Annotated in this window: 15 protein-coding genes; 11 read left to right on the forward strand and 4 right to left on the reverse strand. The window is 70.6% G+C overall.

Annotated features, from left to right (window positions below):
- The first annotated feature begins 22 nt into the window (after positions 1–22).
- On the forward strand, positions 23–745 hold the full coding sequence (locus tag ACFV6V_RS10810; RefSeq protein WP_385562153.1) for a class I SAM-dependent DNA methyltransferase: 723 nt from the start codon (positions 23–25) through the stop codon (positions 743–745).
- A 278-nt stretch (positions 746–1,023) separates the two neighbouring features.
- Here ACFV6V_RS10810 and ACFV6V_RS10815 read toward each other — a convergent pair whose 3' ends face one another.
- The gene (locus ACFV6V_RS10815; protein ID WP_385562156.1) at positions 1,024–1,764 is read right to left on the reverse strand and encodes an NIPSNAP family protein; all 741 of its coding nucleotides are present in this window, start codon (positions 1,762–1,764) and stop codon (positions 1,024–1,026) included.
- A gap of 129 nt (positions 1,765–1,893) precedes the next feature.
- Between ACFV6V_RS10815 and ACFV6V_RS10820 the strand changes: the two genes are divergently transcribed.
- Entirely contained in the window at positions 1,894–2,931 is a 1,038-nt protein-coding gene (locus ACFV6V_RS10820) for a helix-turn-helix transcriptional regulator (RefSeq protein ID WP_385562158.1), read from the forward strand.
- A 319-nt stretch (positions 2,932–3,250) separates the two neighbouring features.
- Here the strand turns inward: ACFV6V_RS10820 and ACFV6V_RS10825 are convergent, their stop codons facing one another.
- Entirely contained in the window at positions 3,251–4,075 is an 825-nt protein-coding gene (locus ACFV6V_RS10825) for an IclR family transcriptional regulator (protein WP_385562160.1), read from the reverse strand.
- A 197-nt stretch (positions 4,076–4,272) separates the two neighbouring features.
- On the opposite strand from ACFV6V_RS10825, the gene allB reads away from it, so the two are divergent.
- A complete protein-coding gene (allB, locus tag ACFV6V_RS10830; RefSeq protein WP_385562163.1) occupies positions 4,273–5,610 on the forward strand; it encodes an allantoinase AllB in 1,338 nt (445 codons plus the stop codon).
- A gap of 4 nt (positions 5,611–5,614) precedes the next feature.
- Positions 5,615–6,742 (forward strand): allantoicase, encoded by a 1,128-nt coding sequence (gene alc, locus ACFV6V_RS10835; protein WP_385562166.1) that lies wholly within the window; start codon positions 5,615–5,617, stop codon positions 6,740–6,742.
- Between the two features lie 53 nt (positions 6,743–6,795).
- Here alc and ACFV6V_RS10840 read toward each other — a convergent pair whose 3' ends face one another.
- A complete protein-coding gene (locus tag ACFV6V_RS10840) occupies positions 6,796–7,023 on the reverse strand; it encodes a hypothetical protein (protein ID WP_385562169.1) in 228 nt (75 codons plus the stop codon).
- A gap of 143 nt (positions 7,024–7,166) precedes the next feature.
- Between ACFV6V_RS10840 and ACFV6V_RS10845 the strand changes: the two genes are divergently transcribed.
- Genes ACFV6V_RS10845 through ACFV6V_RS10855 form a run of 3 tightly spaced genes read left to right on the forward strand, consistent with a single transcriptional unit; the run spans position 7,167 to position 10,309 of the window.
- On the forward strand, positions 7,167–8,405 hold the full coding sequence (locus ACFV6V_RS10845; protein ID WP_385562171.1) for a sensor histidine kinase: 1,239 nt from the start codon (positions 7,167–7,169) through the stop codon (positions 8,403–8,405).
- On the forward strand, positions 8,402–9,106 hold the full coding sequence (locus ACFV6V_RS10850) for a response regulator (protein ID WP_385562174.1): 705 nt from the start codon (positions 8,402–8,404) through the stop codon (positions 9,104–9,106). Before ACFV6V_RS10845 ends, ACFV6V_RS10850 begins: the two co-directional genes overlap by 4 nt.
- A gap of 9 nt (positions 9,107–9,115) precedes the next feature.
- Complete coding sequence (locus ACFV6V_RS10855) at positions 9,116–10,309, forward strand: cytochrome P450 (RefSeq protein ID WP_385562177.1); 1,194 nt, start codon at positions 9,116–9,118, stop codon at positions 10,307–10,309.
- Positions 10,310–10,396: 87 nt separating this feature from the next.
- On the opposite strand, the gene ACFV6V_RS10860 is transcribed toward ACFV6V_RS10855, so the two are convergent.
- A complete protein-coding gene (locus ACFV6V_RS10860; RefSeq protein WP_385562180.1) occupies positions 10,397–11,401 on the reverse strand; it encodes a Gfo/Idh/MocA family oxidoreductase in 1,005 nt (334 codons plus the stop codon).
- Between the two features lie 173 nt (positions 11,402–11,574).
- Between ACFV6V_RS10860 and ACFV6V_RS10865 the strand changes: the two genes are divergently transcribed.
- The 4 genes from ACFV6V_RS10865 to ACFV6V_RS10880 all read left to right on the forward strand — a co-directional run bounded on the left by ACFV6V_RS10865 (position 11,575) and on the right by ACFV6V_RS10880 (position 15,295).
- A complete protein-coding gene (locus tag ACFV6V_RS10865) occupies positions 11,575–12,294 on the forward strand; it encodes a GntR family transcriptional regulator (RefSeq protein WP_385562404.1) in 720 nt (239 codons plus the stop codon).
- A 90-nt stretch (positions 12,295–12,384) separates the two neighbouring features.
- A complete protein-coding gene (locus ACFV6V_RS10870) occupies positions 12,385–13,398 on the forward strand; it encodes a sugar ABC transporter substrate-binding protein (protein WP_385562183.1) in 1,014 nt (337 codons plus the stop codon).
- Entirely contained in the window at positions 13,395–14,471 is a 1,077-nt protein-coding gene (locus ACFV6V_RS10875; protein ID WP_385562186.1) for an ABC transporter permease, read from the forward strand. The genes ACFV6V_RS10870 and ACFV6V_RS10875 overlap by 4 nt, the downstream gene beginning before the upstream one ends.
- Complete coding sequence (locus ACFV6V_RS10880) at positions 14,468–15,295, forward strand: ATP-binding cassette domain-containing protein (RefSeq protein ID WP_385562189.1); 828 nt, start codon at positions 14,468–14,470, stop codon at positions 15,293–15,295. The genes ACFV6V_RS10875 and ACFV6V_RS10880 overlap by 4 nt, the downstream gene beginning before the upstream one ends.
- Positions 15,296–15,323 lie beyond the last annotated feature (28 nt).

The raw sequence follows: 15,323 nt of genomic DNA on the forward strand, positions 1-15,323 counted from the left end.
GGCAGCCCTTACGCTGGAGGCGATGTCCATTCATGAACGCCCCACCCTCCGCGAACTCGCCGTCCAGGCCCTCTCCTCCGTCCAGCGCGGCTATGACCTGCTGGCGCCGAAGTTCGACGCGACGCCGTTCCGCACTCCCGAGCACATCCTCGACGAGGTGCTCCGGGCGGTCCGGCCGCTCGGCCCGTTCCGGGACGGGCTGGATGTCTGCTGTGGCACCGGCGCGGGAATCCGTGTGCTGCGGGAGGTGTGCGTCGGGCGGGTCGTCGGCGTCGACTTCAGCGCGGGCATGTTGTCCGAGGCTCGGAGCGCCTTCCCCGCGACGGACTGGATACGGGCCGATGTGCGGGCCATGCCCTTCACGCCGGTCTTCGATCTGGCCATGAGTTTCGGGGCGTTCGGGCACTTCCTGCCGAAGGAACGGCCCGGGCTGTTCGCGCAGGTGCACTCGGCGCTGCGGCCCGGCGGTCTCTTCGCCTTCCCGATCGGGGCGCCCGCGCGGCCCGGCAGTCGGCCGTACTGGGCGATGCTCGGCTTCGACGCGGCCATGCGGGTGCGCAACGCCGTGTGGTCGCCGCGGTTCGTGATGTACTACCGCACCTTTCCGCTCGGCGAAGTACGGGACGAGCTAGGCCGGGCCGGATTCGATGTGGAGCTGCGTCCGCTCGCGGGGCTGGGCCGACGGCACGACGGAAGCCCGCGTGCCGTGCTCCTGGTCGCCCGCAAGCGCCCGGACGGGACCTGAGCTGAGCGTCCAGATACGGTGCGCACTGTCTCTCACCCGTCCCAAGAGCTCAAGCCGGGCCTGTCCGGTCAGTGCACGGGCGATTTCCGCCGGGAGGTGGTCGATACCCGAGCGGGGCGCCCCCTCCCTGCAAGGGCCGGCACCGCCGTAGGGACCTGCCTGGTTGAACGCGGTGCACGGCCTTGCGCAACTCCGAGCAGGTCCTGCTGAACGGGGGCCGGCGATCGCGGCAGGTGCGCCGATGCCCCTGCCTTCAGCAGCAGCGGCAGATGAGCCGGTCAGGACAGGAGCGAACGGCCGGTGGGCGCCAGCCGCAGCATCCGAGGGGCTGCCGTCTGTCCACGCGTGAGGGCCGGCAGGATCTCGTCCCGTACGAGGGGTTGGGCCTGTACACGGGCGAGGTGCTGTCGGTACTCGCTCTCGTCCCGGTACGAGGCGAAGACCACGGCGACGTTCTCCCCGGTACGGATCGGCAGCCTGGGGAATGTGTTGTGTGCCGTCTCGGTGGTGAGGGCGGCGAGCGGGGCGGGGCCCGTCTCCCGGAGCGCGGGGAGGAGGCCTTCCCGGATCAGCGCGATGCCGTCGTGCCGCCCGGGCGGGAAGGACCACATGGTGGCGGACACGAATCGCTCCGGTGCCGGAGCACCGACCTGGGGCCGCTGGGACGGGAACACGGCGAAGCCGCTCGCGTCCGAGAGGGGGCACAGGAGGAGGACGTCGTCGGAATCGATCATGGTGGCGTTGGCCTGGGGGCCGTGCTCGGCCCAGACGGAGCCGCCGTAGAAGGCTGCCAGCGCGTGGTGACGCACCTCCATGTCCCGGAACCCCCGGAGCCAGACGAAGCGATCGGGGTCGTCAAGGTCCCGGAACTGGCCGAGTACGACCATCCCCACATCTTCCTGGGTCTCGACGAACTCCCTGTCGAACAGCTCGATGAGTTCGTCGCGCCGACCGGACCGCAGGGTGTACTGGCGAAGCTCGATCACGGCGGGGCGGGTGGCGGGCTCGGCAGTGGGCATGGCAGCTCCTGTTCGGTTCTTTTCCTTGCGGACGCGTCCTCCCGGCTCGTTCGGCCGGTGCCGGGTGCGAGCCGACGGTAGGCGAGCCGTGTGTCAGGTGCTGTCAGGGTTTCCGGGGAGAATGCGGCCATGTCTGCCGGTCGACTTCTGTCAGTACTGCTGTTGCTGCAATCCCGGGGCCGCATGTCCGCGCAAGGGCTCGCCGACGAGCTGGGCGTGTCCCTGCGCACCGCATATCGCGATCTGGCACGTCTGCAGGCCGCCGGGGTGCCGGTCTACGCGGAACCGGGCCGTGGAGGCGGATACCAGCTGGTCGACGGCTATCACACCCGCCTGACCGGGATGAGCGAGGGCGAGGCGCGGGCCCTGTTCTTCGCCGGGCTGCCCGGCCCCGCCGCCGACCTGGGGCTGGCGGCGGAGGTGGCGGCGGCGCGACTGAAGCTGCTGGCCGCCTTGCCGACGGGGCTACGCGACGAGGCCGCGCGGACCGCGGCGGTGTTCCACCTGGACGCGCCCGGCTGGTATCGGGAGCCCGAGCAGACCCCGTATCTGCCCCCGTTGGTCGACGCCGTACTCACCCGGCGTGCGGTGGACGTGCGCTACCGCCGCTGGCGCGCGCCGCAGGAGGTGCGTCGCCGCCTTCGCCCCTACGGCCTGGTGCTCAAGTCCGGTGTCTGGTACGTCGTGGCGGGCGTGAAGCAGCGGATCGCGACCTACCGGGTGACCCAAATCCTCGACGCAGCGGTGTGCGACGAGCGGTTCGACCGGCCGCAGGACTTCGACCTGGCCGCGCACTGGAGCTCCTACCTGGACGACTTCCACGCACGCCGCCATACCGGCACAGCCACCATCCGCCTGTCCCGGCGCGGACGCCGACGCCTGCCCGACAACGTCCCCCCGGAGGTGGTGCGAGCGGTCGAATCCACCGCGACCGCCGCCGACGACGAGGGATGGGTCGAGGCGGTCATCCCGATCGAGAGCACCGAACACGCCTGCGGCGAGTTGCTGCGGCTCGGTGTCGACGTCGAGGTCGTCGCGCCGGCCGAACTGCGCCAGGCCATGGCCGCCGTGGTGGGCGTACTCGCCAGAGCGTACGGATCCGACCGTGCGGTACAGGAGATCGGCTCAGGCGATGGGACGAGCGTCCCATGCCCTCTGAGGAGCTGACGGCACGTCTTTTCCGAGAACGACATGAGTGGTCCCGCCCCGTGGGGTGGGTAGCTCGGCCCAGTGGGTCACGGTTTCCGCACCAGCCCTCCTCAGATCGATCCCGCGGACGACCTCGCCGGCGTTGTCCTACAGCAGCGGTCGAGTCGCGTATCCCCATCAGCGGTCGAGTCGTCACGGGCTCCGGGTGGCCAAGTCCCGTAAGCCATCCAGCGGCTCACCCCTTGCAGCCATGCGCCCGGAGCCCCTGGGCCCTCCGATCCCACGAAGGACCGGTCGGACCCGTGTCCAGAAAGGTGGGACAGCCCTTGGCGCCGGATCAGCCCTGCGGCGGCGACGAGGTCTTCGCCAGGGCCTCGGACAACTCCTGCGCGACCGTCTGGAGGACGGGGACGATCTTCTCGGTCGCCTCGTCGGTCACCCGGCCCGCGGGGCCCGAAATCGAGATCGCGGCGGCCGTGGGCGAATCGGGCACCGATACGGCCAGGCAGCGCACACCGATCTCCTGCTCGTTGTCGTCCACGGCGTAACCGGTGCGGCGGACCTGCTCGAGCGCGGCCAGGAAGGCGTCAGGTGTGGTGATGGTCTTCTCGGTGGCGGCCGGCATCCCGGTTCTGGCCAGCAGGGCGCGCACCTCCTCCGGCGGGGTGTGGGCGAGCAGGGCCTTTCCCACCCCGGTCGAGTGCGGCAGCACCCGCCGGCCGACCTCGGTGAACATCCGCATGGAGTGCTTCGACGGTACCTGCGCGACGTACACGATCTCGTCCCCGTCGAGCAACGCCATATTGGCGGTCTCGCCCGTCTCCTCGACCAGGCGTGCGAGGTACGGTCGGGCCCAGGTGCCGAGCAGCCGCGCGGACGACTCGCCGAGCCGGATCAGCCGGGGGCCCAGGGCATAGCGCCGGTTCGGCTGCTGGCGCACATAGCCGCAGGCCACGAGAGTGCGCATCAGCCGGTGGATGGTGGGCAGCGGGAGTCCGCTGCTGGCGGAGAGCTCGCTCAGTCCGACCTCGCCCCCGGCGTCCGCCATCCGCTCCAGGAGGTCGAAGGCGCGCTCGAGTGACTGGACGCCGCCACCACTGCTCGTGGCGGGCTTGGCCGCATCGGCGGCGGCCGATGTGCTGCTGGCGCTGGACGTCGGCACGGCAACGGTCCTTTCAGGCGGCGGGCGAGTTGTCAGCCTATCGGGCGGCCTTGATTTTTCCCTGCGAAATCATATTTCCGCTGACCGGAAGTATCAAGGTGCCGGGCGGGCTGGGGGTGAGGTCTTGACGGAGCCGGGCCCTGGGTGAAGACTTCTTCAACAGATCGTTGAAATTCTGTTCTGCGAAGGAGGCGCGGGTGGCCGACGTGCACCTGGTGCTGCGCTCGACACGGGTCATCACCCCCGAGGGGACCCGGGCCGCGTCCATCGCCGTGTGCGGCGAGGAGATCGCCGCCGTGCTGCCGTACGACGCCGAGGTCCCGGCCGGGGCGCGCCTGGAGGACTTCGGGGACGATGTCGTGCTCCCCGGACTCGTCGACACGCACGTCCATGTGAACGACCCGGGCCGCACCGAGTGGGAGGGCTTCTGGACCGCCACCCGGGCCGCCGCCGCGGGCGGTATCACCACGCTGGTGGACATGCCGCTCAACTCCCTCCCGCCCACCACCACCGTCGATCACCTGCGGACCAAGCAGCGTACGGCAGAGCCCAAGGTCCACGTGGACACCGGCTTCTGGGGCGGCGCCATCCCGGACAATGCCGCCGATCTGCGCCCCCTGCACGACGCCGGGGTGTTCGGCTTCAAGTGCTTCCTGTCCCCTTCGGGTGTCGAGGAGTTCCCTGAGCTCGACCAGGATCAGCTCGCCCGGTCCCTGGCGGTGATCGCGGGCTTCGACGGCCTGCTGATCGTGCACGCCGAGGACCCGCACCACCTCGCGGCGGCGCCCCAGTGCAGCGGCCCCGCGTATGCCGACTTCCTCGCCTCCCGCCCGCGCGACGCCGAGAACACCGCGATCGGGCTGCTGATCGAGCAGGCCCGACGGCTGAACGCACGCGTCCACGTGCTGCACCTGTCCTCCGCCGACGCGCTGCCGCTGATCGCGAAGGCCAAAGCCGAGGGCGTGCGGATCACCGTCGAGTCCTGCCCGCACTTCCTCAGTCTCACCGCCGAGGAAGTCCCCGACGGAGCCACCGAGTTCAAGTGCTGCCCGCCCATCCGCGAGGCCGCCAACCAGGACGTGCTCTGGCAGGGTCTGGCGGACGGCACGATCGACTGCATCGTCTCCGACCACTCGCCCTGCACCACCGACCTGAAGACACCCGACTTCGGCTCCGCCTGGGGCGGCATCTCCTCCCTCCAACTCGGCCTCCCCGCCATCTGGACCGAGGCCCGCAGGCGTGGTCACACCCTGGAGGACGTGGTGCGCTGGATGTCCTCGGCTCCGGCGCGCCTCGCCGGACTCGACCGCAAGGGCGCCATCGCGCCGGGCCGCGACGCCGACTTCGCCGTGATCGCGCCCGATGAGACCTTCACCGTCGACCCCGCGGAGCTCCACCACCGCAACCAGGTCACCGCCTACGCGGGTAAGACCCTGCACGGTGCCGTGAAGTCGACATGGCTGCGCGGCACGCGGATCGTGGAGAACGGAACCCTTGCCGAGCCGTCCGGCCGGCTGATCGAAAGGAGCGCCTGAGACAGTGGCGATACCGTCCTACACCGGCGACGCGAACCCCTACGGCGGCGGAGACCCGTACGCCGACTACCGTACGCCCCGTTCCTCGGGCTTCCCGTTCAGCCAGTACGCCGACCTCGCCGACCGCAGCCTCGGCGCGGGCGTCATCGCCGCCAACGACGAGTTCTTCGCCGAGCGTGAGAACCTGCTGAAGCCCGGAGCCGCCGCGTTCGACCCCGAACACTTCGGCCACAAGGGCAAGATCATGGACGGCTGGGAGACCCGCCGCCGCCGCGGCGCGGGTGCCGATGAGCCGCACCCCACCGACGCCGACCACGACTGGGCCCTGATCCGGCTCGGCGCACCCGGTGTCGTACGCGGAATCGTCGTCGACACCGCCCACTTCCGGGGCAACTACCCGCAGTCCGTGTCCGTCGAAGCGGCCTGCGTACCCGGCTCACCGTCCCCCGAGACCCTGCTCGGCGACGACATCACCTGGACCACCCTCGTCCCGCGCACCCCCGTCGGCGGCCACGCGGCCAACGGCTTCGCCATCGACGTCGAGCGGCGCTTCACCCACCTGCGCCTCAACCAGCATCCGGACGGCGGCGTCGCCCGGCTGCGGGTGTACGGAGAGGTCGCCCCGGATCCCGAGTGGCTGAGCGTGCTCGGCACCTTCGACGTCGTGGCGCTGGAGAACGGCGGACAGGTCGAGGACGCGTCCGACCGCTTCTACTCCCCGGCCACCAACACCATCCAGCCGGGCAGGTCCAGGAAGATGGACGACGGCTGGGAGACGCGTCGGCGCCGCGACAAGGGCAACGACTGGATCCGCTACCGGCTGGTCGAGCAGTCCGAGATCCGCGCGGTCGAGATCGACACCGCGTACCTCAAGGGCAACAGCGCGGGCTGGGCGGAGCTCTCCGTACGCGACGGCGGATCGGGAGAGTGGACCCGCCTGCTCCCGCGCACCCGCCTCCAGCCCGACACCAACCACCGCTTCGTGCTGGACACCCCGGCCGTCGGCACACACGTCCGCATCGACATCTTCCCGGACGGAGGCATCTCGCGGCTGCGGCTCTTCGGCTCCCTCACGGAGCAGGGCGCGGCAGGTCTGGCCGCCCGCCACGAAGAGCTCGGCGGCGCCGGCTGACCCGGCTGTGACCGACTGACCGACTGACCGGGAGAGCGGGAGAGCGGGGCGCCTCAGGAGTGCTGCTCGCGGTGGCGGCCCGCGATGCCGAGTACCGCGATGCCCAGGGCCGCCACCACGATGTGCGCGTACAGCTCCCTGCCTTCCAGGAAGCCGATGGGATCGATGATCCAGCGGGTGAAGCCCATGATCGAGAACCAGCCACCGGTCAGCTCGCGCAGCACCCCGCAGACCCCGGTCACGAGCAGGACCATCCCGATGAACTCCAGCAGCTTCTTCATGTTCCGATCGTCGCCCCGGCCGGCCGTCCGGGGCCTCGGGCATCGGCATGCAGCGAGGTGACCAAAGTCTGAGATCGCGCAACTTTGGTAGCGCGGGTCGGTCAGGAGGCGCTTCCGGGGCCGCCCCTGCGTAGATTTGCGGTGTGATGCGTACGGAATACCCCTGGCTGCTGCCGTCGGCCCTGGCCGACCCGCTGGACCAGGAGCTTCCGGGCGACCGGGGCCAGGAGAGGCCCCGGCGTACCGTCCGTGACTGGGTCGTGGACACCTGCGCCTTTCTGTTCGCCGCCCTGATCGGGCTGCTCGCGCTGGAGGCGAGCGCGAAGGCCGGCAACGGCGAGGGTGTGCTGCTCGCCGACCAGCTCGTCGGCGCGCTCGCGTGCTGCGCGGTATGGCTGAGGCGGCGCTGGCCGGTCGGGCTCGCGGTGGCGCTGATCCTGGTCACGATCCCCGTGCCCGTCGCGGGCGGGGCGCTGCTGGTCAGCCTGTTCAGCCTGGCCGTGCACCGGCCGTTCCGCCCGGTTGCCCTGGTCGGCGGGCTGGCGCTGGCTTCCGCCGTCGTACAGCCGCTCGTCCGGCCCGAACCGGACACCTCCACGCCGGTGGCGATGGTCGCCGGGATCGTCTTCGTGCTGCTGGTGATCGGCTGGGGCATGCTCGTACGCGCGCGCCGCCAGCTCCTCGTCGCGCTGCGCGAGCGGGCGCACCGGGCCGAGACCGAAGCGGAGCTGCGTGCCCAGCAGGCGCAGCGGCTCGCGCGCGAGGCGATCGCCCGCGAGATGCACGACGTGCTCGCCCATCGGCTGACCCTGCTGTCCGTCCACGCGGGCGCGCTGGAGTTCAGGCCCGACGCGCCGCCGGCCGAGATCGCCCGTGCCGCCGGGGTCATCCGCGACAGCTCGCACGAGGCGCTCCAGGACCTGCGGGAGATCATCGGTGTGCTGCGCGCGCCGGGCGCGGGTGACGGCGAGGACGGGCACCGCCCGCAACCCACGCTGGCCAGCCTGGAGACCCTGGTGGCCGAGTCCCGCGAGGCCGGGATGCGGGTCACGCTCGACAACCGTGTCGCCGACCCCGCTGCGGCGCCCGCCGCCACCGGCCGGACCGTCTACCGCATCGCCCAGGAAGGCCTGACCAACGCGCGCAAGCACGCCCCCGGCGCCGAGGTCATCCTCACCGTGGGCGGCGGACCGGGCCGGGGGCTCACCGTGGAGGTGCGCAATCCGGCCACGGCCGAAGGGCCGGCCAGCGACGTGCCGGGCTCCGGACAGGGCCTGATCGGACTCACCGAACGCGCCACGCTCGCGGGCGGCAGGCTGGAACACGGACGGACGGACGACGGAGGGTTCCTGGTCCGTTCCTGGCTACCGTGGCCGTCATGACCCCGGCAGCCGCTACTCGCCCCACTCGTTTGCTCATCGTCGACGACGACCCGCTGGTCCGTGCCGGACTCACCCTGATGCTCGGGGGAGCCGACGACATCGACATCGTGGGCGAGGCCGCCGACGGCTCCGAAGCCCTCGCACTGGCCCGGCGGCTGCGGCCCGATGTCGTCCTGATGGACATCCGGATGCCCGTGCTGGACGGCCTCTCGGCCACTGAGCAGCTACGTGCCGCCGCGAAAGCCCCCGAAGTCATCGTCCTGACCACCTTCCACGCCGACGAACAGGTGGTGCGGGCGCTGCGGGCAGGGGCCGCCGGGTTCGTCCTCAAGGACACCCCGCCCGCCGCGATCGTCGCCGCCGTGCGCCGTGTGGCGGCCGGCGACCCGGTGCTGTCGCCCGCCGTCACCCGCCAGTTGATGACCCAGGTCGCGGGCGCGGCCCCCGACGGCCGCACCGGCCGGGCCCGCGCCCGTATCGGCCTGCTCGCCGAACGGGAACGCGAGGTCGCCGTGGCCGTCGGCCGTGGTCAGTCCAACGCGGAGATCGCGGCCGGGCTCTATATGAGCGTGCCGACCGTGAAGACCCATGTGTCGCGGATCCTTGCCAAACTCAACCTCAACAACCGTGTGCAGATAGCCCTGTTGGTCCATGACGCCGGGCTCCTGGACGGGGAGGAAGCGCAGGAGGGGGGAGCGTAGGCTGGGATCATGGCCGTCATGGATTTAGGGGAGTACGGGGCGGACTTCACCGCCGATCCGTATCCGTATTACGCGAAGCTGCGCGAGGCAGGACCCGTCCACGAGGTGGTCTCGCCGTACGGCGACCGCGTCTGGCTGGTCGTCGGATACGAGGAGGCGCGGGCCGCCCTCGCCGACCCCCGGCTGTCGAAATCCCCCGGGACGGTCGGCCTGACGATGCTGGACGAGGAACTCATCGGCCCGAATCTGCTGGTGCTCGATCCGCCGGACCACACCCGGCTGCGCAGGCTCGTCGCCCGTGAGTTCACCATGCGCCGCGTCGAGGAGCTGCGCCCGCGCGTCCAGCGGATCACCGACGAACTGATCGACACGATGCTCCCGGCCGGGCAGGGCGATCTCGTCGAGGCGCTCGCCTTCCCCCTGCCCATCACCGTCATCTGCGAACTTCTCGGCGTCCCCGTCGCCGACCGCGACCGTTTCCGCGCCTGGTCCACCGAGGTCGTGGCGCCGACCAGTGAGGAAGCCGCGCAGACCGCCATCGAGGAGCTCGCCGGGTATCTCCGCGAACTCATCGAGGACAAGCGCAGCGCCGGGCCCGCGGACGACCTGCTGTCGGCTCTGCTGCGCACCCGGGCGGAGGACGGGGACCGGTTGTCCGCCGCCGAACTGCGGGCCATGGCCTATCTGCTGCTCATCGCGGGCCATGAGACCACCGTCAACCTGATCTCCAACGGTGTACGTGCCCTGCTCGGGCATCCGGACCAGCTGGCCGCACTGCGCGCCGACTTCGGGCTGATGGACGGCGCCATCGATGAAATGCTCCGCTACGAGGGTCCGGTGGAGAACGCGACACTGCGCTTCACCACGGAACCGGTCCGCTACGGAGGCACGGTCATCCCCGCGGGTGAGGTCGTCCGGGTCGGGCTGGCGGCGGCGGACCGCGATCCGGACCGCTTCCCGGGCCCTGACACCTTCGACATCCGCCGCGCGGAGAACTCGGGGAAGAGTCCGGGCCATCTCGCCTTCGGCCACGGTATCCACTACTGCCTGGGTGCCCCACTGGCCCGGCTGGAGGCCGGGATCGCGATCCGCACCCTGCTGGAACGCTGCCCTGCCCTCGCACTGGATCCCGGTGCCGGGCCGCTGAAGTGGCTGCCCGGCATCCTGATGCGCGGAGTACGCCGGCTGCCCGTCGTGTGGTGACGGGCAGTCGCGGCCCGGACCGGACAGGATCCGACGCCGCGGGTCGATCCCCAAAGATCGCCCGGACAGGCCCTCGTGGGGGCGGGGTCACAGGCCCGGGATCTCCTCCATCCGCACCGGTCTGCGCTCCCGCCGCGACAGCTCGCACGCCTCGGCGATGCGTAGCGCCTCCAGCGCCTCCCGGCCGTCGCACGGATTGTCGGCCCCGCCGATGGCCACCTGGATGAAGGCCCCCAACTCGGCCTCGTATGCGGGGGCAAAGCGTTCCAGGAACCCCGTCCAGGGCTTGTCGGCGGCCGGCGGGCCCTTGGGTTCCGTGGAGGAGATGGGCGTACGGTCGTCCAGGCCCACCACGACCGTGTCGGACTCCCCGGACAGCTCCATGCGCACGTCGTAGCCCGCGCCGTTGAAGCGTGTGGCGGTGGCGGACACGAGGGTGCCGTCGTCCAGGGTCAGCACCGCGGCGGCCGTGCCGACATCACCCGCCGCGCGGAACACGGCATCCCCGGCGTCCGAGCCCGTGGCGTACACCTCCACGACCTCGTGACCGGTGATCCAGCGCAGCATGTCGAAATCGTGGACCAGGCAGTCGCGGTAGAGCCCACCGGACAGCGGCAGATACTCCGCGGGCGGCGGCGCTGGGTCCGCGGTGATGGCGCGGATCGTGTGCAGCCGGCCGAGCTGTCCCGAGCGCACCAGCTCGCGGGCCTTGCCGAAGCCCGCGTCGAAGCGGCGCATGAACCCGAGCTGGAGCACGGTGCCCGCGGCGGCCACCTCGCGCAGCGCCCCCAGGGTCCCCGGCAGATCCACGGAGATCGGTTTCTCACAGAAGGCGGGCAGCCCGGCGCGGGCGGCCCGGCCGATCAGATCGGCGTGGGAGGCGGTGGTGGAGGCGATCACCACGGCGTCGACACCCCATTTGAAGATCTCGTCGACGGAGGGTGCCGCGGTCGCGTCGATACGGGTGGCGACCGCGCGCGCCCGCTGGGCGTCGGTGTCCGCGACCACCAGGGCGCCGACCTCGCGATGACGGCTGAGGACACCCGCATGGAACGTGCCGATACGTCCGGTTCCGATGAGTCCGATGCGCATGGCCCCAAGGTGGGGGCCGCCCCGGGGCCATGTCAAGCATTTGTCCTGACAATCGAACGACACAACTTCCGGTCAACAGGACCTGCGACTACGCTCGCAGCGTGCCCAAGCAGCCGAGAGAGCCAAGAGAGCCCAAAGACGCGCCGGACGCCACCGTGGCCCTCCAGCTCGGGGTGGACCGCACCAGCCCCGTCCCGCTCTACTTCCAGCTGTCCCAGCAGCTCGAAGCGGCCATCGAACGCGGCACGCTTTCCCCGGGAAGCCTGCTCGGCAACGAGATCGAGCTCGCGGGCCGGCTCGGTCTGTCCAGGCCCACCGTCCGCCAGGCCATCCAGTCGCTGGTCGACAAGGGCCTCCTGGTGCGCCGCCGCGGTGTCGGCACCCAGGTCGTGCACAGCCAGGTCAGGCGGCCCCTGGAGCTGAGCAGCCTCTATGACGACCTCGAGGCGGCTGGTCGGCGCCCGGCCACGGCCGTGCTGCGCAATGCCCTCGAACCGGCCCCCGCGGAGGTCGCCGCCGCCCTCGGCATACCCGAGGGGAGCGAGGTCCATCTGGTGGAGCGGCTGCGGTACGCGCACGGGGAGCCGATGGCGTATCTGTGCAACCACCTGCCGGCCGGGCTGCTGCCGCTCGACACCGACCAGCTCGAGGCCACCGGGCTCTACCGGATGATGCGGGCGGCCGGGATCACCCTCCACAGCGCCCGCCAGTCGGTCGGGGCGCGGGCCGCCACCCCCGACGAGGCCGGGCAGCTCGCCGAGGAGCCCGGCGCGCCATTGCTGACCATGCAGCGCACCACGTACGACGACACCGGGCGTGCGGTGGAGTTCGGCTCGCATGTGTACAGGGCGTCGCGCTACGCCTTCGATTTCCAGCTCCTCGCACGCCCGTAGTCCCGATCCGGGGGCTCAGGGATACTGACCCCTGGAGTTCGGCAAGCGGGGACGACGAGCGGAACAGCGGAACAAGAGAGGCGCGGTGTCGTGACAAGGGTTCGGACAGGGGTGCGCGTGCTCGGCGCGGTGCTGGCGGCGGCGCTCGGCGTCTCGCTCGCGGGATGCAGCGCGACCGGTGGCAAGCGTGCTGAGGACGCCCGCAAGCAGGCGGCGGCCGAGGGGCGTGCCGCCGTCACCACGCCGCGCTGGACCTTCGCGATGGTCACCCACTCCGGAGCGGGCGACACCTTCTGGGACATCGTCCAGAACGGCGCCAAGCAGGCCGCCGTCAAGGACAACATCAACTTCCTCTACGCCAACAGCGACGAGGCGCAGCAGCAGGCGCAGCTCGTCGACTCCTACATCGACAAGAAGGTCGACGGCCTCATCGTCACGCTCGCCAAGCCCGAGGCGATGAAGGCCGTGGTCGCCAAGGCGGTCAAGGCCGGGATCCCGGTGATCACCGTGAATTCCGGCGCCGAGCAGTCCAAGGTCTACGGCGCACTCACACACATCGGCCAGGACGAGACCATCGCCGGTGAGGCCGTCGGCGACGAGCTGGACGAGCGCGGCCGCAAGAAGGCCCTGTGCGTGGTGCACGAGCAGGGCAACGTCGGCCACGAACAGCGCTGCGCCGGGGCGAAGAAGACCTTCGGCGGGACGATGGAGAACCTGTATGTCGACGGCACCAACATGCCCGACGTCCAGGCCTCCATCGAGGCCAAGCTCCAGACCGACAAGTCCATCGACGCGGTCGTCACCCTGGGCGCTCCCTTCGCCGACGCCGCCGTCCAGGCCGTGCAGTCAGCGGGGAGCGAGGCCGAGGTCGACACCTTCGACCTGAACGCCAAGGTCGCCACGGCGCTTGAGGACGGGAAGCTCGGCTTCGCCGTCGACCAGCAGCCGTATCTCCAGGGCTACCAGGCCGTCGACCTGCTGTGGCTCTACCGCTACAACGCCGATGTGCTCGGCGGCGGACGGCCCGTACTCACCGGACCGCAGATCATCACCGGTGCGGACGCCGCCAAGCTGAAGGACTTCGCGGAGCGGGGGACTCGATGAGCGCGACCGCGCCACCCGATCACGAGCGCCCGCGGGAGCCCGGTCCCGCCGCTACCGCCGACGAGCGGCTGCTGCACACCTCGCCGCTGAAGAAGCTGCTCGGCAGGCCCGAACTCGGCGCCGTCGTGGGCGCCGCCGCGGTGTTCCTCTTCTTCTCCCTCGTCGCCGACGGCTTCCTGCGGGCCTCCAGCCTCGGCACGGTGCTCTACGCGTCCTCGATCATCGGCATCATGGCCGTGCCCGTCGCGCTGCTGATGATCGGCGGCGAGTTCGACCTCTCGGCCGGTGTGCTGGTGACCAGCTCCGCGCTGATCTCCTCGATGTTCGCTTACCAGATGACGGCGAACGTCTGGGTCGGGGTGCTGGTCTCACTGCTCGTCACCCTGGCCATCGGGGTCTTCAACGGGCTCATGCTGACCCGTACCAAGCTGCCGAGCTTCATCATCACGCTCGGTACCTTCCTGATGCTCACCGGCCTCAACCTCGGCTTCACCAAGCTGATCAGTGGCACGGTCTCCACGAAGACGATCGCGGACATGGAGGGCTTCGCCTCCGCCAAGGCGCTGTTCGCCTCGCAGCTCACCATCGGCGGTGTCGACCTCAAGGTCACCATCCTGTGGTGGCTCGCCCTGGTCGCCGTGGCCACCTGGATCCTGCTGCGCACCCGCTTCGGCAACTGGATCTTCGCGGCCGGCGGGGGCGCCCTGGCGGCCCGTGCGGTGGGCGTACCGGTCGGCAGGACCAAGGTCGGGCTGTACATGGGCGTGGCGTTCTGCGCCTGGATCTCCGGCCAGCACCTCCTGTTCTCGTTCGACGTCGTGCAGTCCGGCGAAGGCGTGGGCAACGAGCTGATCTACATCATCGCGGCCGTGATCGGCGGCTGTCTGATCACCGGCGGCTACGGCTCGGCGATCGGCTCAGCGGTGGGTGCGTTCATCTTCGGCATGACCAGCAAGGGCATCGTGTACGCGGAGTGGAACCCGGACTGGTTCACGTTCTTCCTCGGAGCGATGCTTCTCCTGGCGACCCTGCTGAACTCCTGGGTCCGCAAGCGAGCGGAGGCGACCGCATGACCGCCCGGACCGCCCTCGTGGAACTCCACGACGTCAGCAAGTACTACGGGAACATCCGCGCGCTCGAAGCGGTCTCGCTGGAGGTCCACGCGGGAGAGATCAGCTGTGTACTCGGCGACAACGGCGCCGGGAAGTCCACCTTGATCAAGATCATCGCCGGCCTGCACCGGCACGACTCCGGAACCTTCGCGATCGAGGGCGAGGAAACCACCCTCGGCTCCCCGCGCGAGGCGCTCGACCGGGGGATCGCCACCGTCTATCAGGACCTCGCCGTCGTCCCGCTGATGCCGGTCTGGCGCAACTTCTTCCTCGGTTCCGAGCCGACCAGGGGCAGCGGCCCGTTCAAGCGCCTCGACGTGCGGCGGATGCGTGAGACCACCCGCTCCGAGCTGCTGCGTATGGGCATCGACCTGCGTGACGTGGACCAGCCCATCGGCACCCTCTCCGGTGGTGAGCGGCAGTGCGTCGCGATCGCCAGGGCCGTCTACTTCGGGGCCAAGGTGCTGGTCCTGGACGAACCCACGGCGGCTCTCGGCGTCAAGCAGTCCGGCGTCGTGCTCAAGTACGTGGCGGCCGCCCGCGACGCGGGCCTCGGCGTCGTACTGATCACACACAACCCCCACCACGCCTATCTCGTCGGCGACCGGTTCGTGCTGCTGAAGCGCGGCACGATGGTGGGCAGTCACGACAAGCGCGAGATCACTCTGGACGAGCTCACCCGCCAGATGGCCGGCGGCAGCGAGCTCGACGACCTCCGCCACGAACTGGAGCGGGCGCCTGCGCCCAGGCATCTGGGCGGGCACGACGGCTCTCGTAAGTCCTGACGGAACGCGGCTCGTGGAAGCGTGGCAG

Source organism: Streptomyces sp. NPDC059828 (assembly GCF_042731955.1).
In the GTDB taxonomy this organism is placed as follows: Bacteria; Actinomycetota; Actinomycetes; order Streptomycetales; family Streptomycetaceae; genus Streptomyces.

Bases quoted from the DNA above. Each gene is read 5' to 3' on its own strand.
- ACFV6V_RS10810 (WP_385562153.1), top strand. From the start codon at position 23: ATGTCCATTCATGAACGCCCCACCCTCCGCGAACTCGCCGTCCAGGCC.
- ACFV6V_RS10815 (WP_385562156.1), bottom strand. From the start codon at position 1,764: ATGCCCACTGCCGAGCCCGCCACCCGCCCCGCCGTGATCGAGCTTCGC.
- ACFV6V_RS10820 (WP_385562158.1), top strand. From the start codon at position 1,894: ATGTCTGCCGGTCGACTTCTGTCAGTACTGCTGTTGCTGCAATCCCGG.
- ACFV6V_RS10840 (WP_385562169.1), bottom strand. From the start codon at position 7,023: ATGAAGAAGCTGCTGGAGTTCATCGGGATGGTCCTGCTCGTGACCGGG.
- ACFV6V_RS10850 (WP_385562174.1), top strand. From the start codon at position 8,402: ATGACCCCGGCAGCCGCTACTCGCCCCACTCGTTTGCTCATCGTCGAC.
- ACFV6V_RS10855 (WP_385562177.1), top strand. From the start codon at position 9,116: ATGGCCGTCATGGATTTAGGGGAGTACGGGGCGGACTTCACCGCCGAT.
- ACFV6V_RS10860 (WP_385562180.1), bottom strand. From the start codon at position 11,401: ATGCGCATCGGACTCATCGGAACCGGACGTATCGGCACGTTCCATGCG.
- ACFV6V_RS10875 (WP_385562186.1), top strand. From the start codon at position 13,395: ATGAGCGCGACCGCGCCACCCGATCACGAGCGCCCGCGGGAGCCCGGT.
- ACFV6V_RS10880 (WP_385562189.1), top strand. From the start codon at position 14,468: ATGACCGCCCGGACCGCCCTCGTGGAACTCCACGACGTCAGCAAGTAC.